A 19,303-nucleotide genomic window follows, 5' to 3' on the forward strand; every position below is an offset into this window, starting at 1 on the left:
AGCCTCGGGTGGGTTCATCCCCCGTTCTGTCCCAACCGAGGAAGCCGCGTCATGGCGATTTTCAATTCCCCCCCGTCGTCCGCCCCCAAGCGTGAGAACGCACCTGCCCAGCCCGGTCCGACCGAGACGGCCCTGTCGAAGGAGCCGGATCGCAACGAGATCTCGTTCGGCACGCCCGCACCCGCTCCGCGTCCGGCGCCCGCTCCTGCCCCTGCGGCCGCTCCTGCGGCAACGCGTCCGGCGGAGCGCGAGGGCAAGGAATCGGTGATCGCCGCGGACCTGTCCATCGAGGGCAAGATCAACGGCGCGGGCCACATCCGCATCGCCGGTCGCTTCAAGGGCGACGTGCAGGTGGAAGGCGACCTCACCATCGAGGTGGGTGCCAAGGTCAACGGCAGCGTGCGCGCGCGCAAGGTGGTGGTCGCCGGCGAGCTGGAAGGCAACGTCGAATCGGCCCAGCGCGTGGAACTGCTGGAAGGCGGCGTGGTGGTCGGCGACGTCAAGGCCGGCGTCGTCACCATCGCGGCCGGTTCGCGCATGCGCGGCCAGGTGGAGTTCGGCTTCGACGACGCCAAGCCCGCCAGCAAGAACGACAAGGCCGGTGCGAAGGCGGAGACGGCTGACGCGTCATGAGCGTCCTGCGGCCCGGCACACCTGGCGCGACGCGCACCTGTCCGCATTGCAAGACGCGGATCCTGGAGAGCGCGAACGTCTGCCCGTCGTGCCGGCATCACCTGCGGTTCGATCCGGATGCGGTCGAGTCGGCCAGGAAGCGGTCGGTGCCCCTGCGCGTTCAGGGCACCATCCGGCCGACTGAAGGCGACAACGCGCTGGAGTATTCGGTGGTGCTGACCATCCGCAATGCCGACGGCGAAGAGATCGATCGCCAGGTCATGGGCGTGGGCGCGTTGTTTGCAGGCGAGGAGCGCTCGTTCACGCTTGAGGTGGAAGCCACCGAAGTGACCGGCTATCGCGCCGGTCGCGGACGTGGGCGCCACTAGCGCCTTCACGATATGAGGCGGCTTTAGACCCGCTGACACCACAGCGAGGGCGGATCGATACCGCCCTCCATTCGTTCAATGCCGCCGTGGCTCGGTCGGACCGCAGCTGTTGCAGCCGCCGCACGAGCCGTCGTTCAACGACGCGGGCGGAGCGATCCAGCGACCCAGCCGCCGCACCCAAGCCGCCTTGCCCTCGCGCACCAGCGGAATTGCGAGGGCCACCCGCGCGCGGCGCACCGCGTTGGGGAACTGGCGCTTGGCGACGAACGCCGCGCTGACCAGCACCGCCACTGCGATCACCACGTACTGCGCGAGCAGGCCGGCGTCCATCGTCGCTCCTTACCCGGCACCCAGGGCCACGGCGACGTGGTACGTCACGAACGCGGCCAGGTACGCCAGCGCGAACAGATAGCCCGCGGAGATGGCCACCTGCTTCCACGAGTTGGTCTCGCGCTTGATGGTGGCCAGCGTGGAGATGCACTGCGGCGCATAGATGAACCACACCAGCAGCGCCAGCGCGGTCGCCAGCGACCAGGTGTCGGTGATGATGGGCGCCAGTGCCTGAGCGGCGGCTTCGTCGTCCGCGGCGGACAGGGCGTACACCGTTGCGAGCGAGGACACGGCGACTTCGCGTGCGGCCATGCCGGGGATCAGCGCAATGCAGATCTGCCAGTTGAAGCCGATCGGCGCGAATATCGCGGTCATCGCGTGGCCGATGCGCCCGGCGAAGCTGTAGTCGATGGCCGGGCCGGTGGCGCCCGCGGGCGCGGCCGGGAACGACAGCAGGAACCACAGCAGGATCGTCAGCGCCAGGATGATGCCGCCCACCCGACGCAGGAAGATCCACGCGCGTTCCCAGAGGCCGATCAACAGGTCGCGCGGATGCGGCACACGGTAGGACGGCAGCTCCAGCAGCAGCGCGTGCTCGCTCTTGTCGCGGCGCCACTTCTTCATCACCCAGGCCACCGCCAGCGCGCTGAGGATGCCCGCGACGTACAGCGCGAACAGCACCAGTCCCTGCAGGTTGAGCAAGCCGCCGGCGACCTGTCGCTGCGGAATGAAGGCGCCGATCAGCAGCGCATACACCGGCAGGCGCGCCGAGCACGTCATCAGCGGCGCGACCAGGATCGTCGCGAGCCGGTCGCGTGGGTCCTGGATCGAACGGGTGGCCATGATGCCGGGCACCGCACAGGCGAAGCTCGACAGCAGCGGGATGAAGGAGCGCCCGGACAGGCCGGCCTTCGACATCAGCCGGTCGAGCAGGAACGCCGCGCGCGGCAGATAGCCGGATTCCTCGAGCGCCAGGATGAAGGCGAACAGGATCAGGATCTGCGGCAGGAACACGACCACGCTGCCGAGGCCGGCGATGATGCCGTCGACCAGCAGGCTGCGCAGCGGACCATCGGGCAACAACCCTCCAGCCAGGTCGCCCAGCGCGCCGGTGCCGGCTTCGATCAGGTCCATCAGCGGCGTCGCCCAGGCGTACACCGCCTGGAAGATCAAAAACATCACCACCGCCAGCGACACCAGGCCGAGCACGGGGTGCAGCAGCCAGCGATCCAGTGCGTCGTCCACTTCGGCCGTGCGGCGCGGCATGGTCACGGCGAGCGACAGCAGGCGGCGTGTCTCCGCGTGCAGCGCGTCGGCGTCGTGCGCCAACTCGGCCGGTAGATGCGTGCTGGGTTCGTGCAGCTTGTTGGCGATGCGGTCGAGCATGGCGACCAGTTCGCGGGCACCGCCGCTGCGCACGGCCACCGTCGGTACCACCGGCACGCCGAGTTCGCGTTCCAGCGCGGCCAGGTCCACGTCGATGCCGCGACGCTTGGCCGCGTCCATCATGTTGACGGCCAGCACCATCGGCCGGCCGAGTTCGCGCACTTCCAGCGCGAAGCGCAGATGCAGGCGCAGGTTGGTCGCATCGACCACGCACACCAGCACGTCCGGTGCGGGTTCGCCCGGGTAGAAGCCGCGGCACACGTCGCGCGCGACCGCCTCGTCCAGGCTCGCCGCATGCAGGCTGTACGCACCCGGCAAATCCAGTACCGCGTAGCTGCGGCCGGACGGCGCGTGGAAGCGGCCTTCCTTGCGCTCGACGGTGACGCCGGCGTAGTTGGCGACCTTCTGCCGGCTGCCCGTCAGCTGGTTGAACAGCGCGGTCTTGCCACAGTTGGGATTGCCGATCAGCGCGACGCGCACGGCATTTTCGGCGGCCGGCGTCATGCGATGGCCTCTGCCGGCACTGCGGCATCGGTCGATACGCGTACCCGCGCCGCTTCGCTGCGGCGCAGCGCGAAACGGGTGAAGCCCACCTGCACCAGCAGCGGTTCGGCCGACACCGGACCGGCCGCCATCACTTCCACGCGCTCGCCGTGCACGAAGCCCAGCTCACGCAGGCGGCGTGCGATGGCGTCGTTGGGTGCGTGGTCTTCCACGCTGTCGACGGTGGCGGCGGTGCGATGCGGCAGTTCGGACAGCTTCAAGGCTCACCTGCTGGCCGGCCCGGATGCGCACCCGGGCTCGGCAAATGGGAACGGTTCTCAATTCTAGCACCGCGACCGCCCGGGCGCGGGCGCAAGAGGGGTGCGGCTATCATTCGCCAGAGTCCAACAACCGTGTGACCGATGAGCAACCCGCTGCTGAACCTGCGCGATGGTCCGGTCGCCCGCCTGCGGCTGAACCGTCCCGAGCTCCACAACGCCTTCGACGCCGTGCTGATCGCGGCGCTCACCGGCGCCCTGGAGGCCATCGTCAACGACGACAGCGTGCGGGTGGTGGTGCTGGAAGGCGAAGGCGCGTCGTTCTCGGCTGGCGCGGATCTCAACTGGATGCGCGGCATGGCCGCGGCGAGTGAAGCCGAGAACCGCGCCGACGCCCTCGCCCTCGCCCGACTGATGCGCGCGCTCGATGAGTTGCCACGCCCGACCATCGCCCGCGTGCATGGCGCGGCATTCGGCGGCGGCGTGGGCCTGGTGGCGTGCTGCGACATCGCGATCGGCTCGACCGAAGCGAAGTTCGGCCTGACCGAGAGCCGCCTGGGCCTGTTGCCGGCGGTGATCTCCCCATACGTCATCGAAGCGATCGGAGCACGTCAGGCACGGCGCTGGTTCGCTACCGCCGAGATGTTCGATGCCGCCACGGCGCTGCAGGTCGGCCTGTTGCACCAAGTGGTGCCTGCCGACGATCTGGACGCCGCGGTGCAGCGCCAGGTGGACCTGCTGCTGAACGCCGGCCCCGTGGCCGCCTCATCGGCCAAGGCACTGGTGCGCCGCGTCGCCGGCCAGCACGACCGCGATCGCCTGGACGCGGACAACGCCGCGCTGATCGCCCGGCTGCGCGTATCGGACGAAGGCCAGGAAGGCCTGGGCGCATTCCTCGACAAGCGCAAGCCGCGCTGGTGCGGGTGAGTGTGGCCGACAGCGAAGCGATAGCGCTTTGACGCCCTCCCCTTCAAGGGGAGGGTTGGGTGGGGATGGGTTGGCAGGACGTCGCGATGCAAGGACAGGAGCACCGCAGTTCGACCAAGGCACGTGATCTGCGCGCCTCGTCCACGGATGCAGAACGAAGGTTGTGGCAGTACCTGCGTGGCCGGCAGATCGCAGGCTGCAAGTTCAGGCGGCAACATCCGTTCGGCCCGTTCGTTCTCGATTTCGTATGCCTGGAGCGGAACGTGGTCGTCGAACTGGATGGCGGTCAGCACGTGGATACGGTTCGCTACGATCAGGAGCGGACGAGGTACCTCGAACGCGCTGGATTCGTCGTATTGCGATTCTGGAACAACGATGTATTCGGCAACGCCGAAGGAGTGATCGACGTGATTAGCGATGCGCTGCAGCGAGCCAACCCATCCCCACCCAACCCTCCCCTTGAAGGGGAGGGCTGAAGGCATGTTCACGAAAATCCTCATCGCCAATCGCGGCGAAATCGCCTGCCGTGTGATCCGCACCTGCCGGCGCCTGGGCATCCGCACGGTGGCGGTGTTTTCCGAAGCCGATGCCGATGCGCAACACGTGCGCCTGGCCGACGAGGCGTGGCCGATCGGCGGGCCGCGTCCGGCCGAGAGCTACCTTCGCGGCGACGCGATCATCGACGTCGCGCGCCAGTCCGACGCGCAGGCGATCCATCCGGGCTACGGCTTCCTCAGCGAGAACGCCGACTTCGCCGACGCGGTCGAAGCGGTCGGGCTGGTGTTCATCGGCCCCAAGGCGGCCTCGATGCGCAGGATGGGCAGCAAGGCCGGCGCCAAGGAACTGATGCACGCCGCCGGCGTACCAGTGGTGCCGGGATACACGGGCGAGGACCAGTCGCCGGATCGCCTGCAGCGCGAAGCCGATGCCATCGGCTACCCGCTGATGATCAAGGCGGCGCACGGCGGCGGCGGCAAGGGCATGCGCATCGTGCGCGGCAGCGACGAGTTCGCGGCCAATCTGGTCAGTTGCCAGCGCGAAGCGGCCAACGCGTTCGGTCGCGACCGCGTGCTGCTGGAGCGCTACGTAGAAAAGCCGCGCCACATCGAGATCCAGGTGTTCGGCGATGCGCACGGCAATGCGATCCACCTCAACGAACGCGAGTGCTCCGCGCAGCGGCGCTACCAGAAGGTGCTGGAGGAATCGCCCTCGCCTTTCCTCACGCCGCAGCTGCGCCAGGCGATGGGCGAAGCCGCGGTGCTCGCCGCGCGCGCCATCGACTACGTCAACGCGGGCACGGTGGAGTTCATCGTCGGCCAGGACGGTGGCTTCTACTTCATGGAGATCAACACCCGGCTGCAGGTGGAGCACCCCGTCACCGAGATGGTGACCGGCTTCGACCTGGTCGAGTGGCAGCTACGCGTAGCCGCGGGCGAAGCGCTGCCGGCGGCACAGGAGGCGATTGCACAGCGCGGCCACGCCATCGAGGTGCGCCTGTACGCGGAAGATCCGGAAGCGGGCTTCCTGCCGGGTTCCGGTCGGCTGGAGCGCCTGCGGCTGCCGCAGCCCGACGCGCACGTGCGCATCGATTCGGGCGTGGTCGAAGGCGACACGGTGACGATCTTCTACGACCCGATGATCGCCAAGCTGATCGTGCACGATGCCGACCGGCCCGCCGCCCTCGCCCGCCTGCGCCAGGCGCTGGCCGCTTGCGACATCGCCGGACCGAAATCGAACGTGGAGTTCCTGGAACGGCTGGTGCGGCACCCCGCGGTAGTCGAGGGCCGCATCGATACCGGCTATCTGGACCGTCACCTGGACGAGTTCATGCCCGCGCCCCATGACGGCGACACGGACCTGCTGCTGGCGGCCGCGGCCGGCCAGTTGCTGGCGCAGGAACGCGAGGCGCTGGCCCGTGCAGGCGCGTCGAGCGACCCGACGTCGCCCTGGGCCATCGCCGACGGCTGGCGGCTGGGCCACGGCGGCCAGCGCAGCCTGGCCTTCCTGCAGGGCGAGCAGCGGCACGAGCTGCATGCGCACGGCAGCGGGGGCGACTACCGGATCGACTTCCAGGGGCGCAGCTGGCACGTCGAGGGCGCCCGCCGCGAGGCCGGCGACGGGCTGAGCCTGCGGGTTGGCGGACGTGGACGCCGCTTTACGTTGGTCATGGATACGCTGCCGGAAGGGAGGCAGCGGCTGGTGGTCCATGACGGAGACCGCCGGCTGCGGTTGCAGGGGGTTGCGATGTACCGCCACGAACGTACCGACGCAGGAAGCGCGGGCGATCGGGTGCTGGCGCCCATGCCCGGGCGGGTGGTGCTGGTGCGTGCCGCCGCCGGGGACGAAGTGCAAGCGGGACAGGAGCTGATGGTGATCGAAGCGATGAAGATGGAGCTGAGCCTGAAGGCACCGCGCGCCGGCACGGTGGCCGAAGTGCGCGCGGCCAGCGGCGACTTCGTCGAGGCCGACGCGGTGCTGGTGGCGTTGGCGTCATGAAGAGCTTCGTGCGCATCGTCGAGGTCGGCCCGCGCGACGGGCTGCAGAACGAGAAGGCGACCATCGCGACCGCCGACAAGATCGCGCTGATCGATCGTCTGTCCGACACCGGCCTGCGCAGCATCGAGGCGACCAGCTTCGTCAGCCCCAAGTGGGTGCCGCAGCTGGCCGACGCGGCGGAGGTGTTCGCCGGCATCCACCGCAGGCCCGGCGTGCGCTACCCGGTACTGGTGCCCAACGAACAGGGTTACGAACGCGCCCGCGCCGTGGGGGTCGAGGAAATCGCGGTGTTCACCGCCGCGTCCGAGGCGTTCAACCAGAAGAACATCAACGCATCCATCGACGAGTCGCTGCAGCGCTTCGCACCGGTGATGGAGCGCGCGCGTGCCGACGGCGTGGCGGTGCGCGGCTACGTGTCCACCGTGCTCGGCTGCCCGTATCAGGGCGAGGTGCCGCTGGCCGACGTGGTGCGCGTGGCGCGCGCCCTGCACGACATGGGCTGCTACGAGGTGTCGCTGGGCGACACGATCGGCGTGGGCACGCCCGGCAAGGCGCGCGCGATGCTGCTGGCCGTGGCGTCCGAGGTGCCCGTGTCCGCATTGGCCGTGCACTTTCACGACACTTACGGGCAGGCACTGGCCAACGTGCTGGCCTGCCTGGAGGAAGGCGTGGCGGTGGTCGACGCGGCAGTGTCCGGCACCGGCGGCTGTCCGTACGCAAAGGGTGCGAGCGGCAACGTCGCAACCGAGGATGTGGTGTACATGCTGCACGGCCTGGGCATCGACACCGGCATCGAGCTGCCCGCACTGGCCGAGACCGGCCGCTGGCTCGCCGCACTGCTCGGGCGCGAAACCGGCAGCAAGGTCGGAAAGGCGCTGGCGACATAGGATGAAGCGCACGCTGCCAGCGCAGGAGCCCTCGCCGCCGCAACCGCAGGCGGACTCGACGGCAGCGCTGGCGGCACTGGACCAGGCACTCGCGCGCGACGGACTGGACGCGATCACGTGCGCACTGCTGCAGCAGGCGCGCGGCGCGCTCGCGCAGGCACTGGACGACTGCCAGGCCGAACGGCATCGCTACCGCACCCTGTTCGATGCGGTGCCCGACCCGGTCAGCATCATCGCGTGGGACGGCACCGTGCTGGACCTCAACCGCGCCGGCATCAACGCCTACGGCCGTCCGCGCGAGGACATCGTCGGCCAGCCGATCGAGACGCTGAACCCCGAGCTGCCCCGCGACCACATGGTGCCCGTGTGGGAGACGCTCAACCGCGGCGGCACCTACGTGGTCGAGGTCACCAACATGCGCGCCGACGGCACGCGCTTCCCGGTGGAAGTGCATACCGCGGGGCTGACCTACGACGGGCAAAAGGCCATGGTCGCCGTCGCGCGCGACCTGAGCAGCCGCCACACCGCCGAGCTGCGTTACCGCGAACTGATGGAAGCGGTGGACCGCGGCATCATCGTGCAGGACGCCAACCTGCAGATCGTCTACGCCAACGTCGCTGCGATGAAGGTGTTCGGCGTCGCCGAAGGCGAGTCCATCAACGACGTGCTGCGGCCGGACCACTGGCTGGTGGTGGACGAGCGCGGGCACCAGTTGCCGCCGGAGCGCTTTCCCTCCAATCGCGCACTCGCGACGGGACGGCAGATCGAGAGCACCGTGCTGGGTCTGTACCACCGCACGCGCCAGCAGCTGATGTGGTTGTCGGTGACGGCGATGCCGCAGTTCCCGCCGGGTGGCGACCGGCCGGACCAGGTGCTCACGCTGTTCGGCGACGTCACCACGCTCAAGCGCGACAGCACGCTGTTCGACCGCGCGCAGGCCATGGCGCACATCGGCGGCTGGGAATGGGACGTCGCGCCCGACCGGTTGTACCTGACCGAGGAAGCGCAGCGCATCCTGGGCCACCGCCCGGCGCCCGACACCATCGAAGGCATGCTGTCGTGCCTGCGCAGCGAACACCGCGAGCGGTTGCGCGCCGCGCTGGGCCAGGCGATTTCGTTCGGACGCAATCTCGATCTGGAAGTACAAGGACACCGCGCCGACGGCCGCACGTTCTGGGTACGCGTGATCGGCGAAGCGGAGGCCGGCGATCCACTCAACTCGCGCCTGACCGGCACGCTGCAGGACATCACCGAGCGCAAGCACGACGAGGAAACCCTGCGCGTACAGGCCCGCAGCGATCCGCTCACGGGGCTGCTCAATCGCGATGCGGTGCTGGCCGAACTGGAAAGCCGGCTGGACGACCCGCTGCGCGCGAACCTCGCGGTGCTGTACATCGACCTGGACCGCTTCAAGGTGGTCAACGACGTGCTGGGTCACGCCGCCGGCGACCGCCTGCTGGCCTCCGCCGCGCGACGCATCCAACGCGCCATCGGCAGCGAAGGGCTGATCGCGCGATTCGGCGGCGACGAGTTCCTGGTCATCTGCGACACCGGCAGCGATCCCTCCCGGCCGGAACGCCTGGCCGACGCGATCCTGGAGATCTTCGGCGACAGCTTCCGCCTGGACGGCGAGGAGTTCAGCATCACCGCCAGCATCGGCATCGCGCAGGCGCCGCTGGACGGCGTGCGGTCGCAGCAGCTCATCCAGAGCGCCGACGTGGCGATGTACGACAGCAAGCGTCGTGGCCGCAACGGCTGGCAGACCTTCACGCCGGAACTGGCCGAACAGCAGCTGCATCGCCTGCAACTGGAAACCCACCTGCGCCGCGCGGTGAGCAACGACGAGTTCCACCTCGTCTACCAGCCGCAGGTCGACATGCGCAACGGCAACGTGGTGGCCGCCGAGGCGCTTATCCGCTGGCGCAATCATTCGCTCGGCGAGATCCGGCCCGACAAGTTCATCGACCATGCCGAAACCACCGGCGACATCGTCGGCATCGGCGACTGGGTGCTCAACGAAGCCTGCCGGCAGATGCGCGAATGGCTGGACAAGGGCTTGGGCGTGCCGCGCGTCGCGGTCAACGTGTCGTACCGGCAGTTCCTTGGCGAGGACCTCGCCAGTACGGTCGCGGCGGTGCTGTCCGAGTACGGATTGCCCGGCCACGCGCTGGAACTGGAGTTCACCGAGCGCGTGCTGATCGAGGACGCGCCCGACACGTTGCGCACGTTCGCCGCGCTGCGCGAAATGGGCGTGGTGCTGACCATCGACGATTTCGGCGAAGGCTACAGCGCGTTGAACTACCTGCGTCGCCTGCCGATCCACGGGTTGAAGCTCAGCCAGTTGTTCGTGCAGGGCGTGCCGGACAACCAGTCCGACGTGGCGGTGTGCCAGGCGGTGACCGGCATCGCGCGCAGCCTGGGCCTTGGGCTGGTCGCCGAGGGCGTGGAAACCGAACAGCACCGCGCCTTCCTGCTGCACCTGGGCGTGCACGTGGGCCAGGGGTTCCTGTTCGCGCCGGGGCTCACGCCCGACGAAATGCGCGGCACGTTCCACACGGGCGGGATGAGTTAGCGACGCGGGCTGCCTGGCGCGCCAAGACCAGAGATACGTATCCGCCTCGGACGTAGGAGCCAGCTTGCTGGCGACCACACAACTTTGAGGCGCGAGTCGCCAGCAAGCTGGCTCCTACGGGTAACACCGCTGGGGCGATCCTATCCTCGTTGTCGCGCCTGCCGGCCGACTCCGCGACCATCCGGTAAAATCCCGGTTTTCCGCGTCCAGGACCTGCCCATGCAACTCCAATCCGTCCGCGCCATCGTCACCGGCGGCGTTTCGGGCCTCGGCTTCGCCGTCGCCCAGCATCTGGTCGCCCACGGCGGCAAGGTCGCGCTGTTCGACGTCAACGACGACAAGGGCACCACTGCCGTCGCCGAACTGGGCGAGGCCAACGCGCGCTACTTCAAGACCGACGTGACCAGCGAGTCCGGCGTGGTCGCCAACGTCGCCGCCGCGCGCGAGTTCCTCGGCGGCCTGAACACCGTGGTCAACTGCGCGGGCATCCTCGGCGCGGGCCGCGTGCTGGGCAAGGAAGGCGCGATGCCGCTGTCGCAGTTCCAGACCACGGTGATGGTCAACCTGGTCGGCAGCTTCAACGTCTCCAAGGCCGCGGCCGAAGTCATGCAGCACAACGAGGCCGGCACCGACGGCGAGCGCGGCGTGATCGTCAACACCGCATCGGTCGCGGCCTACGAAGGCCAGATCGGCCAGGCCGCGTATTCCGCATCCAAGGGCGGCGTGGTCGGCATGACGCTGCCGATGGCGCGCGAGCTGGCCCGCTTCGGCATCCGCGTGATGACCATCGCGCCGGGCGTGTTCTGGACGCCGATGGTCGACGGCATGCCCGATTCGGTGCAGCAGTCGCTGGCCGCGTCGATCCCCTTCCCGTCGCGCCTGGGCCAGCCGAAGGAATTCGCGGACCTCGTCGCGTACATCCTCGGCAATACCTATCTCAACGGCGAGACCATCCGCCTGGACGGCGCAACGCGCCTGGCGCCCAAGTAAGCCGGGAATCGGCAATGGGGAATGGTGAATCGTGAAAGCGACGGTGCCTTCCCATTCGATGCAGTCCCGGTTTGCCCATTCCCTGTCCCGATTCCCCATTCCCGAAGAAGACCATGAAAGCCTACGACGTAAAGAAAGGTAACGTTGTCGAGTACAACAACGCGGTCTATCAGATCCGCGACATCGAACGCAGCTCGCCGCAGGGTCGCGGCGGCAACGTCAAGTTCCGCTTCACCATGTACAGCGTGCCCGGCGGGACCAAGCTGGACGTGAGCATGGGCGCCGAGGACGAGCTGAAGGAAGTCGAGCTCAGCCGCCGCCAGGCCACGTTCTCGTACAAGGACGGCGATGCGTTCGTGTTCCTCGACGACGAGGACTACACGCCGTACACGCTCGACGCCGACGTGGTGGGCGACCTGGCCGGTTACATCGTCGCCGACCTGTCCGGTTGCTATGTGCAGATCATCGACGACGCTCCCGTGGCGCTGCAGCTGCCGCAGACCGTTGCGATTGAAGTCATCGACACGCCGCCGGAACTCAAGGGCGGTACCGCGACCAAGCGCCCCAAGCCGGCCAAGCTGTCCACCGGCATCGAGATCATGGTCCCCGAGTACATCGGCAACGGCGAGCGCGTGCTGGTGAACACCACCACCGGCGAGTTCTCCGGGCGCGCCGACTGAGGCCTGTGGGTGCACTTGCACAAGTGCGCCCAGCTCCAACATGCCCGACGTTCGATTCCGTCCTGCCGTCACTGCCGACCTTGCGGCGCTGCTGCCGGTCGTCCGCGAGTTCCACGCGCACGAGCACATCGCATGGAACCCGGTGCGCGTGCAGGACGCACTCCAGGCGCTGCTGGCGGATTCGGCCCTGGGCAGGGTGGTGCTGATCGAGCGCGAGGGTGAACTGGCCGGATACCTCGTGGTGGGTTTCTGCTTCAGCCTGGAATTCGGCGGTCGTTACGGCCTGCTGGACGAGCTCTACCTTCGTCCCTCTCATCGCGGTGGTGGCGTAGGCAAGCGTGCACTGCAGCACGTCGAAGCGATTTGCCGCGAACAGGGCTTCGCCTGCGTGCGCCTGGAGGTCAGCGACGACAATCCGCATGCGCGCGAGATCTACCGCCGCAATCGATACGCGGAACACCCACGCCGGCTGATGACCAGGTGGCTGGACGAAGACGCGGGTTGACCGCGTATTCCGTCGGTAACGACGCGCAGCGAATCCTCGGCGCTTAATGGATTCCGGCCGCAGGCGTCAGGGCGCCGCCCTGCTCGCGATACAGCCGCCGCAAGCGTTCGCTCAGCAGGTCACGGTTGGATGCGATGCCCTCGACCCAGTCGCGTTGCTGCGGCTCCATCCATTCACGCGCCAGCCGCTCCACTTCGGCACGCACCTGACGCAGCTGGTCGCGCAGTTCCGTACTTCGCGCGGCGAGCGCTGCCCGCTCGGAAGATTGCGGAATGCCATAACCACCATCGGCCAGCAGCTGCGACGGTCGGCCGAGGTACGCGCTGCGCCGGAGCAGTTGGGCCAGCGGATCGTTCGACGGCGATGTGTCGCCTTTGCGTTGTTCCAGGTAACGACGCTTGAGCTGCTCGCGAACCCGCGCCGTCTGGCGCCGCTGCGCGGCCTGCTCCAGCATCAGCAATGCGGCGCTGGTGCGCAGGTCGCCCCGATCCAGCCAAGGCAAGCGCTCCTGGGGAGCGAGGCCGAGCCAGGTTTCGACGTCGTCGTACGGCAGGCCGAGCTGCTGCTTCGCGACCGCGTACACCTGCGCGAAATGCGAACGCTGCGACTCGAAGCGGTAACCGAGCCGTAGCGCTTCGGCAGGATCGTCCAGCGCCGATGCGTCGGCCACGCCCGCGTGTTGCAGGCGCCGCAGCAATCCCGTCGGCGTGATGCTGCCCAGCGGCTGCGAGGCCAGTCGCGGCACGCTGTCGTGCAGCAGCTTCCATGTTTCGGCCGCGCAGTTGTTGCCGAGGAAGTAATAGCGGCCGTCGTACGACCAGTGCAGCTGCGCGGTGCGTTCGAGCACCGCAGCGATCTCGTCACGCTGCAGCACCAGCGGCACGGAGCGAAGCCCACGCAGTTCGACGCGCGTGTATTCGTCGACCACCTGCTCCAGCGGCAGCACGAACAGTCGTGATGGATAGCGACCGGTCAGCCCGCTCCAGCTGGAAATCTGCACGTCGTCGACGAATGCGCGGAACGACAGCACGCGGTGGTGCGACAGGTCCAGTCGGCAGTCCGGCCCGAGCGGCCGGCCGGGTGCGCACACCACCAGGCGCAGCATGCTGTGGCCCCAGCGACTCATCGGCTGGGCATTGCCTTCCGCCAGCAGGTAATCGATGGCGTAGACACGCCCGGGATCGATGGACGCGAGTGTCCCTCCCTCGCCTTCGCCGGCGTCCACGTACAACAATTCGTTCGAACAGCTGGCCGGCAGGACCGTCGGCTCGCCGAGCTGCCGCGCCAGATGACGATGCAGGGCTGGACGACGGCAGGCGTATTCGGCGTCGAGCAGGTAATGCTCGACGTTGACCGCGAAGAACTCCTTCGGATCGGTCAGCTCGTACGGATCGGGTGTGCGATCGATGAAGCGGTTCTCGTGCTGCCGTCCTGCTACGCGCGTGGTGAAACGGGTCGCGCGCACCTGCCAGCCGGCGAGGTCGAGCAGGCGTGGGTCGCGCGACAGCGCGCCATCAAGGGCGCGATCATGGAAATGCGCCAGTTCGTGCAGCACCGTGGAGAGCGCATGGCGCTCGCCCGCGGGCGAGCCCAGCGTGCGCAGAAGGTCCCGATTGAGCAGCAACTCGTCGCGCGTGGCGCGACCGTGCACCTGCGTGTCCAGCGCATCGGTCCAGCGAACGGTGATCTCGCGATCGAGCAAGATCCGCATCGCCTGCGGCAGATGCGCCTGCGCGGCGTCGAGCAGACGCCGCGAGGCGTCGACGTCCTGCGAGGCGAGCCCGCGTACGTCGAGCTGCAGACGCAGCGTGGCCTGCGCGGGGCCGGCACCCAGCGCCGACACCGCCAGCACTGCGGCCAGCCAACCGCGCATCACAGCGCCAGGATGGCCTCGGCCAGTGCCAGGTCGCTCGCCTGCTGCGCCTGCGGATCACGCTCGCGCAGGTGGCGCAGGGCCGCCTCCAGCTGGGCGCCGCGGATGGCGCCGCCGCTGGCGACGAAGGTCGCCGCATCGTCGCGCGCGGCCAGGACGATCTTGTCGTCGTTGCCACTGGAATCGGAGGAGGCATTGCTCGACGCCGAACTGCCGCCGGCAGAGGTACCGGCCGACGTGCCGGCGAAACTGGAGGCCAGCGCAACCGGCGCAGCGGCCGAGAGCGCAAGGAAAAGCAGCAGAGCGGAACGCTTCATCAGGAAATCCCGGAATGGAGTGAATACATGTGTGAGGACGGCCAACGGCCGGCCCGCGCAGACTACCGGCTCGCCGCCACAAGGGAAGTGCGATGCGGCCCGGTTTTGCGGGGCGTTCATGTGGGGATGGGGAAGCGCGGGCGACGGCGTTCACCTTGGGGCCTTCAAGCCGGGCCAACTGTCTGTGGTTGTGGTTGTGGTTGTGGTTATGGTTGTGGTTGTTGCTGTTGCTGTTGCTGTTGCTGTTGCTGTTGCTGTTGACAGCCAACCACCTCCCTAGACCCGTAGGGCGCCGCACAAGGATGTGCGGCCTAAGCAAGGAGGCACGGATGCCGACTTGCGGGCCCCGACTCCTTTTCCGATCGTGGGATTGCTGTGTCGGGGAAGACCGTTTCTTTGGTTACGTTTGACCGAAGGGAATCCAGGCGGCCTTTGGGTCAGCAAAGAAAAGTGACCCGGCCGGCTTTAGACGGACGGAAGCTTTGGCTTTCGTTGTTCAATCGCACGGGGAAAGCGTGAAGAGTCCCTGGATCCCCGCCTTCGCGGGGATGACGAGCGAATAGCAACAGCACCGCATTAGCGGGGCGACCCACGCACATCAGCCCAACCCCATCTGCCTGTCAGGGATCAAACAACTTCCCCGGATTCATCAGCCTCTTCGGATCCAGCACGCGCTTGATCCCCCGCATCACCGCGACCTCCTCCGCGCTGCGCGTGCCGAGCAGATAGGGCTTCTTGACCAGGCCGATGCCGTGCTCGGCGGAGATGCTGCCGCCGTGCCGTTCCAGCACCTGCGCCAGCAGCTTGGTGACGTGCTCGCACTGGCTCACGAACTCGGCATCCGCCGTATCGCCGGGCTTGAGCACGTTGATGTGCAGGTTGCCGTCGCCGATGTGGCCGAACCACACCACCTCGAAGTGCGGGTATTCGCGGCCCAGCAGCGCCTGCGTTTCGGTAAGAAACGCCGGCATGGCGGAGATGCGCACCGACACGTCGTTCTTGTACGGCCGGTACTTGGCCAGGCTCTCGGTGATGCCTTCGCGCAGGCGCCACAGTTGCGCCGCCTGGGCGTCGCTCTGGCTGATCACGCCGTCGCTGACCCAGCCCTGCTCCATGCAGAACTCGAACGCCGCCATCGCCGCCGCTTCGCGCGCTTCATCGCCCACTGCGAACTCGGTGACGACGTAGAACGGATGCACCTCGTCGAACGGCTTCTGCGCGCCATGCGCCAGGACGTGGTGCAGGGCGCGGTCGGTGAAGAATTCGAACGCCTCCAGCGTGAGCCGCTCCCGGAAGGCGGCGAACACCTGCATCAGGTTCCCGAACGACGGCAGCGCCAGCAGCATCACGTTGGTCGGCGGCGGCGGATCGGTCAGGCGCAGCGTCGCCTCGACCACCACGCCCAGCGTGCCCTCCGAGGCGATCATCAGCTGGCGCAGGTCGTACCCGCTGGAGTTCTTGATCAGCGCGCGATTGAGCTCCAGCACCTCGCCCGCGCCGGTCACCACCTTCAGGCCGGCGATCCACTCGCGCGTGTTGCCGTAACGGATGACCCTGATACCGCCGGCATTGGTGGCGATGTTGCCGCCGATGGAGCACGAGCCGCGGGCAGCGAAGTCCACCGGGTAGACAAGTCCATGCTCGCGGGCAGCGTTGTGCACGGCCTCCAGTGCCATGCCCGCCTGCACAGTCAGCGTGCGGTCCACCGCGTCGAAGGCGAGCACGCGGTTCATGCGCTCCAGGCTCAGCACCAGTTCGCCCTGGGCCGCGACGGCGCCGCCGGAGAGGCCCGTGCGGCCGCCGGAGGGCACCACCGCCACCCCTTCCTGGTTGGCCCAGCGCACCACGGCCTGCACTTCCTCGACCGAAGCCGGCAACGCGATCGCCAGCGGCGCCGGAACCCATCGCCGCGTCCAGTCGCGGCCGTAGTGCTCCAGGTCGGCGGCGTCGGTGGTCAGGCGCAGGTCCGGCACGGCGGCGAGCAGGCGTTCCAGGCGGGCATCGGTCATCGGCAGGTCTCGGGCAGAGGGCGACCGGCACTCAGCCGGCCCCGCGGGGACCGGATGATCCTACCCGCGCGACTGGTGCGATGCAGCAAACAGGTCCGGTTTCTGACATATTCGAATGCCCCCTCTCCCGCACACCGACCGTCGTGAGCCTGCAGACCTCGTTCCCGAAGTCCGACATCCGCGTCCTCCTGCTGGAAGGCATCGCGCCTACCGCGGTGGAAAGCTTCCGCAACGCCGGCTATTCGAACATCCAGGTCTACGACAAGTCGCCGCCGCCGGACGTCCTGCTGCACGAGATCGCGCAGGCGCATATCGTGGGCATCCGCTCGCGCACGCAGCTCACCACAGAGGTGCTCTCGCATGCGCGGCGCCTCATGGCCATCGGCGCGTTCTGCATCGGCACCAACCAGATCGACCTGGACACCGCCGAACTGGCGGGCATCCCGGTGTTCAACGCCCCCTACTCCAATACGCGCAGCGTGGCCGAACTGGTGGTGGCCGAGGCCATCATGCTGATGCGCGGCATTCCGCAGAAGAACGCGCAATGCCATCGCGGCGGATGGTCGAAGTCGGCCTCCGGCAGCCATGAGGTGCGCGGCAAGACGATCGGCATCGTCGGCTACGGCCACATCGGCACGCAGGTCGGCGTGATCGCCGAGGCGCTGGGCATGCACGTGATTTTCCACGACATCGAAACCAAGCTCGCGCTGGGCAATGCGCGTACCGCGCTCGGCCTGGACGACCTGCTCGAACGCAGCGACATCGTCACGCTGCACGTGCCGGAGACGCTGGCCACGCAGGGCATGATGGGCGCGGCGCAGATCGCGCGCATGAAGCCGGGCGCGCACCTGATCAACGCCTCGCGCGGCACGGTGGTCGACATCGACGCGCTTGCCGGCGCGCTGCGCGCCGGTCAACTGGGCGGTGCGGCCGTGGACGTGTTCCCGGTCGAACCGCAGGGCAACGCGGACGCGTTCGTGTCGCCCCTGGTGGGCATCGACAACGTCATCCTGACGCCGCACATCGGCGGCAGCACGCTGGAAGCGCAGGACAACATCGGCCTGGAAGTGGCGGCCAAGCTGATCCGCTACAGCGACAACGGCTCGACGCTGTCGGCGGTGAACTTCCCCGAGGTCACGTTGCCCGAGCACACGGGCAGCACGCGCCTGCTGCACATCCACCGCAACGTGCCGGGCGTGCTGTCGCAGGTCAACGACGTGTTCTCGCGACTGGGCGTCAACATCGACGGCCAGTTCCTGCGCACGCACCCGAAGGTCGGCTACGTCGTGATCGACGTCACCGCCACGCAGGAGCAGGCGGCTCAGGTGCGCGAGGAGCTGGCGCGGATCCCGGGGACGCTGCGCACGCGCGTGCTGTATTGATCGATCCGCCAGGGCGCAGCGCGCGCCCTGCGATCTCCTCACGTGGGCATGTCGACCGCCCGTGCAGGCTGGAGCGGCCGTGCGCGCTGCCGGACGCATGGCGCCGTGTCCACGTCACAAGGAGATCGCCGTGAACCGTTTCTTCGCCCTGCGCGCCGTGTGCGCCGCTTCGCTGTTGTTGCCGGCTTCGCTAGCGCTGGCGCAATACACTGGGCCCAGCGCCCGACCAGTGGTCACGACCGCCGCTGCCGCAGCCAAGGCCGCCGACGACACCCAGGTGATCCTGGAGGGCACGCTCATCCGGCAGATTTCGTCGGATACCTACGAGTTCCGCGACACCACGGGTTCGATCACCGCCGAAATCGACGCCGAAGACTTTCCGCGCAAGGTCGGTGCGGACACCCGCGTGCGCCTGCACGGCGAAGTCGATCGCGATTTGCGCAGCGTGGAGATCGACGTCAAGCGCATCGAGATCCTGTAGCCGCGAATGCGGAATGCGGCGGCGCGGCTCAGCCCGCGGCGCGCTGCCGCATCCACTTGCGCGCCATCCGCAACATCGACGCATCGCTGTGCGGATCGGCCAGCACTTCGTCGATGGAACGCCATGCCAGGTCGTGCGACTCCTCGCTGACGACGTAACGCTCGTCCTCACCTGCATGCACGACGTAACGTGCGTCGTAATGCCAGTGGCCGGGCACATCGCCGCGCTCGGGGATCCAGTGGCGATCGACGTCGAACATCTGCGGGTCTACCGTCAGGCCGGGAAGACCGGACTCTTCCTCCGCCTCGCGCAGGGCGACACGCGACAGTTCGCGGTCGCCGTCGGCGTGGCCACCCAGTTGTAGCCACCGCCCGAGCTTGCGGTGATGAGTGAGCAGCACGCGCGTGCCGTCGCGGTCCACCAGCCAGCATGACGCCGTGAAGTGACCTGCAAGCCGCGCGCGTTCGAATGGATCCTGCGCGTCGTCCAGCAACTCCAGGAACAGCCGGACGTCGTCCTCCTGCGGCCAGCGACGCGCGTAATCCAGCAGATCCTGGCGCAGTCGTTCGAGGGCTTCGGGGGAGGTGTCGATCATGTCGGGACCGCACGGATGGCGAGAAAAGGGGGCCGGATTATGCGGGCGAACCGTGACGTTTGCCTGCTTGCCGCTGCTTTCCCGCGTGGGGTATGGTGGCCCGCCCCCACG

The 19,303-nt window shown here is 68.2% G+C and carries 19 protein-coding genes; 12 read left to right on the plus strand and 7 right to left on the minus strand.

The features are described 5' to 3' along the window. The first annotated feature begins 51 nt into the window (after window positions 1-51). Entirely contained in the window at window positions 52-633 is a 582-nt protein-coding gene (locus tag VFE83_RS18935) for a bactofilin family protein (RefSeq protein WP_414674787.1), read from the plus strand. After that, window positions 630-1,001: a hypothetical protein gene (locus VFE83_RS18940; RefSeq protein ID WP_324909067.1), complete on the plus strand. Its 372-nt coding sequence runs from the start codon at window positions 630-632 to the stop codon at window positions 999-1,001. The genes VFE83_RS18935 and VFE83_RS18940 overlap by 4 nt, the downstream gene beginning before the upstream one ends. 75 nt (window positions 1,002-1,076) lie before the next feature. Here the strand turns inward: VFE83_RS18940 and VFE83_RS18945 are convergent, their stop codons facing one another. From VFE83_RS18945 to VFE83_RS18955, 3 genes are read right to left on the minus strand one after another with little or no spacing between them, the layout of a single operon-like run. After that, window positions 1,077-1,331, minus strand: a complete 255-nt coding sequence (locus tag VFE83_RS18945) for a DUF6587 family protein (protein ID WP_324909069.1) — start codon at window positions 1,329-1,331, stop codon at window positions 1,077-1,079. Window positions 1,332-1,340: 9 nt separating this feature from the next. Then, window positions 1,341-3,221 (minus strand): ferrous iron transport protein B, encoded by a 1,881-nt coding sequence (feoB, locus tag VFE83_RS18950; protein ID WP_324909071.1) that lies wholly within the window; start codon window positions 3,219-3,221, stop codon window positions 1,341-1,343. Continuing rightward, the gene (locus VFE83_RS18955) at window positions 3,218-3,481 is read right to left on the minus strand and encodes a FeoA family protein (protein ID WP_324909073.1); all 264 of its coding nucleotides are present in this window, start codon (window positions 3,479-3,481) and stop codon (window positions 3,218-3,220) included. The genes feoB and VFE83_RS18955 overlap by 4 nt, the downstream gene beginning before the upstream one ends. A 141-nt stretch (window positions 3,482-3,622) precedes the next feature. On the opposite strand from VFE83_RS18955, the gene VFE83_RS18960 reads away from it, so the two are divergent. The 8 genes from VFE83_RS18960 (at window position 3,623) to VFE83_RS18995 (ending at window position 12,535) form a co-directional block, all read left to right on the plus strand. Next, window positions 3,623-4,405 carry an enoyl-CoA hydratase-related protein gene (locus VFE83_RS18960; RefSeq protein WP_324909075.1) on the plus strand — a complete coding sequence of 261 codons (783 nt, stop codon included), beginning with the start codon at window positions 3,623-3,625 and terminating at the stop codon, window positions 4,403-4,405. 86 nt (window positions 4,406-4,491) lie between these two features. Next, window positions 4,492-4,881 carry an endonuclease domain-containing protein gene (locus tag VFE83_RS18965; protein WP_324909077.1) on the plus strand — a complete coding sequence of 130 codons (390 nt, stop codon included), beginning with the start codon at window positions 4,492-4,494 and terminating at the stop codon, window positions 4,879-4,881. 4 nt (window positions 4,882-4,885) lie between these two features. Continuing rightward, entirely contained in the window at window positions 4,886-6,901 is a 2,016-nt protein-coding gene (locus tag VFE83_RS18970) for an acetyl/propionyl/methylcrotonyl-CoA carboxylase subunit alpha (RefSeq protein ID WP_324909079.1), read from the plus strand. Further along, a complete protein-coding gene (locus VFE83_RS18975; RefSeq protein ID WP_324909081.1) occupies window positions 6,898-7,788 on the plus strand; it encodes a hydroxymethylglutaryl-CoA lyase in 891 nt (296 codons plus the stop codon). Before VFE83_RS18970 ends, VFE83_RS18975 begins: the two co-directional genes overlap by 4 nt. A gap of 1 nt (window position 7,789) precedes the next feature. Next, entirely contained in the window at window positions 7,790-10,360 is a 2,571-nt protein-coding gene (locus tag VFE83_RS18980; protein WP_324909083.1) for a sensor domain-containing protein, read from the plus strand. Between the two features lie 219 nt (window positions 10,361-10,579). Next, on the plus strand, window positions 10,580-11,350 hold the full coding sequence (locus VFE83_RS18985; protein WP_324909085.1) for an SDR family NAD(P)-dependent oxidoreductase: 771 nt from the start codon (window positions 10,580-10,582) through the stop codon (window positions 11,348-11,350). A gap of 113 nt (window positions 11,351-11,463) precedes the next feature. Further along, window positions 11,464-12,030, plus strand: coding sequence for an elongation factor P-like protein YeiP (gene yeiP, locus VFE83_RS18990; RefSeq protein WP_324909087.1), 567 nt, complete (start codon window positions 11,464-11,466; stop codon window positions 12,028-12,030). A 40-nt stretch (window positions 12,031-12,070) separates the two neighbouring features. Then, entirely contained in the window at window positions 12,071-12,535 is a 465-nt protein-coding gene (locus VFE83_RS18995) for a GNAT family N-acetyltransferase (RefSeq protein ID WP_324909089.1), read from the plus strand. Between the two features lie 43 nt (window positions 12,536-12,578). Here the strand turns inward: VFE83_RS18995 and VFE83_RS19000 are convergent, their stop codons facing one another. From VFE83_RS19000 to VFE83_RS19010, 3 genes are all read right to left on the minus strand, one after another. Then, window positions 12,579-14,408 (minus strand): zinc-dependent peptidase, encoded by a 1,830-nt coding sequence (locus VFE83_RS19000; protein WP_324909091.1) that lies wholly within the window; start codon window positions 14,406-14,408, stop codon window positions 12,579-12,581. Continuing rightward, window positions 14,408-14,725 (minus strand): DUF2388 domain-containing protein, encoded by a 318-nt coding sequence (locus VFE83_RS19005; protein WP_324909093.1) that lies wholly within the window; start codon window positions 14,723-14,725, stop codon window positions 14,408-14,410. Before VFE83_RS19005 ends, VFE83_RS19000 begins: the two co-directional genes overlap by 1 nt. A 620-nt stretch (window positions 14,726-15,345) precedes the next feature. Continuing rightward, complete coding sequence (locus VFE83_RS19010; protein ID WP_324909095.1) at window positions 15,346-16,734, minus strand: FAD-binding oxidoreductase; 1,389 nt, start codon at window positions 16,732-16,734, stop codon at window positions 15,346-15,348. Window positions 16,735-16,877: 143 nt separating this feature from the next. Between VFE83_RS19010 and serA the strand changes: the two genes are divergently transcribed. Both serA and VFE83_RS19020 read left to right on the plus strand, forming a co-directional pair. Further along, on the plus strand, window positions 16,878-18,116 hold the full coding sequence (gene serA, locus VFE83_RS19015; protein ID WP_414674788.1) for a phosphoglycerate dehydrogenase: 1,239 nt from the start codon (window positions 16,878-16,880) through the stop codon (window positions 18,114-18,116). Between the two features lie 130 nt (window positions 18,117-18,246). After that, complete coding sequence (locus tag VFE83_RS19020; RefSeq protein WP_324909099.1) at window positions 18,247-18,597, plus strand: NirD/YgiW/YdeI family stress tolerance protein; 351 nt, start codon at window positions 18,247-18,249, stop codon at window positions 18,595-18,597. Window positions 18,598-18,625: 28 nt separating this feature from the next. On the opposite strand, the gene VFE83_RS19025 is transcribed toward VFE83_RS19020, so the two are convergent. Further along, complete coding sequence (locus tag VFE83_RS19025) at window positions 18,626-19,192, minus strand: NUDIX hydrolase (RefSeq protein WP_324909101.1); 567 nt, start codon at window positions 19,190-19,192, stop codon at window positions 18,626-18,628. Window positions 19,193-19,303 lie beyond the last annotated feature (111 nt).

It is taken from the genome of Lysobacter sp. (assembly GCF_035655815.1).
Classification (GTDB): Bacteria; Pseudomonadota; Gammaproteobacteria; order Xanthomonadales; family Xanthomonadaceae; genus Lysobacter_J.

Excerpts from the sequence above, each read along its gene's own strand:
- VFE83_RS18935 (WP_414674787.1), top strand. The coding sequence starts at position 52 with ATGGCGATTTTCAATTCCCCCCCGTCGTCCGCCCCCAAGCGTGAGAAC.
- VFE83_RS18940 (WP_324909067.1), top strand. The coding sequence starts at position 630 with ATGAGCGTCCTGCGGCCCGGCACACCTGGCGCGACGCGCACCTGTCCG.
- VFE83_RS18945 (WP_324909069.1), bottom strand. The coding sequence starts at position 1,331 with ATGGACGCCGGCCTGCTCGCGCAGTACGTGGTGATCGCAGTGGCGGTG.
- feoB (WP_324909071.1), bottom strand. The coding sequence starts at position 3,221 with ATGACGCCGGCCGCCGAAAATGCCGTGCGCGTCGCGCTGATCGGCAAT.
- VFE83_RS18960 (WP_324909075.1), top strand. The coding sequence starts at position 3,623 with ATGAGCAACCCGCTGCTGAACCTGCGCGATGGTCCGGTCGCCCGCCTG.
- VFE83_RS18965 (WP_324909077.1), top strand. The coding sequence starts at position 4,492 with ATGCAAGGACAGGAGCACCGCAGTTCGACCAAGGCACGTGATCTGCGC.
- VFE83_RS18970 (WP_324909079.1), top strand. The coding sequence starts at position 4,886 with ATGTTCACGAAAATCCTCATCGCCAATCGCGGCGAAATCGCCTGCCGT.
- VFE83_RS18975 (WP_324909081.1), top strand. The coding sequence starts at position 6,898 with ATGAAGAGCTTCGTGCGCATCGTCGAGGTCGGCCCGCGCGACGGGCTG.
- VFE83_RS18980 (WP_324909083.1), top strand. The coding sequence starts at position 7,790 with ATGAAGCGCACGCTGCCAGCGCAGGAGCCCTCGCCGCCGCAACCGCAG.
- VFE83_RS18985 (WP_324909085.1), top strand. The coding sequence starts at position 10,580 with ATGCAACTCCAATCCGTCCGCGCCATCGTCACCGGCGGCGTTTCGGGC.
- yeiP (WP_324909087.1), top strand. The coding sequence starts at position 11,464 with ATGAAAGCCTACGACGTAAAGAAAGGTAACGTTGTCGAGTACAACAAC.
- VFE83_RS18995 (WP_324909089.1), top strand. The coding sequence starts at position 12,071 with ATGCCCGACGTTCGATTCCGTCCTGCCGTCACTGCCGACCTTGCGGCG.
- VFE83_RS19000 (WP_324909091.1), bottom strand. The coding sequence starts at position 14,408 with ATGCGCGGTTGGCTGGCCGCAGTGCTGGCGGTGTCGGCGCTGGGTGCC.
- VFE83_RS19005 (WP_324909093.1), bottom strand. The coding sequence starts at position 14,725 with ATGAAGCGTTCCGCTCTGCTGCTTTTCCTTGCGCTCTCGGCCGCTGCG.
- VFE83_RS19010 (WP_324909095.1), bottom strand. The coding sequence starts at position 16,734 with ATGACCGATGCCCGCCTGGAACGCCTGCTCGCCGCCGTGCCGGACCTG.
- VFE83_RS19025 (WP_324909101.1), bottom strand. The coding sequence starts at position 19,192 with ATGATCGACACCTCCCCCGAAGCCCTCGAACGACTGCGCCAGGATCTG.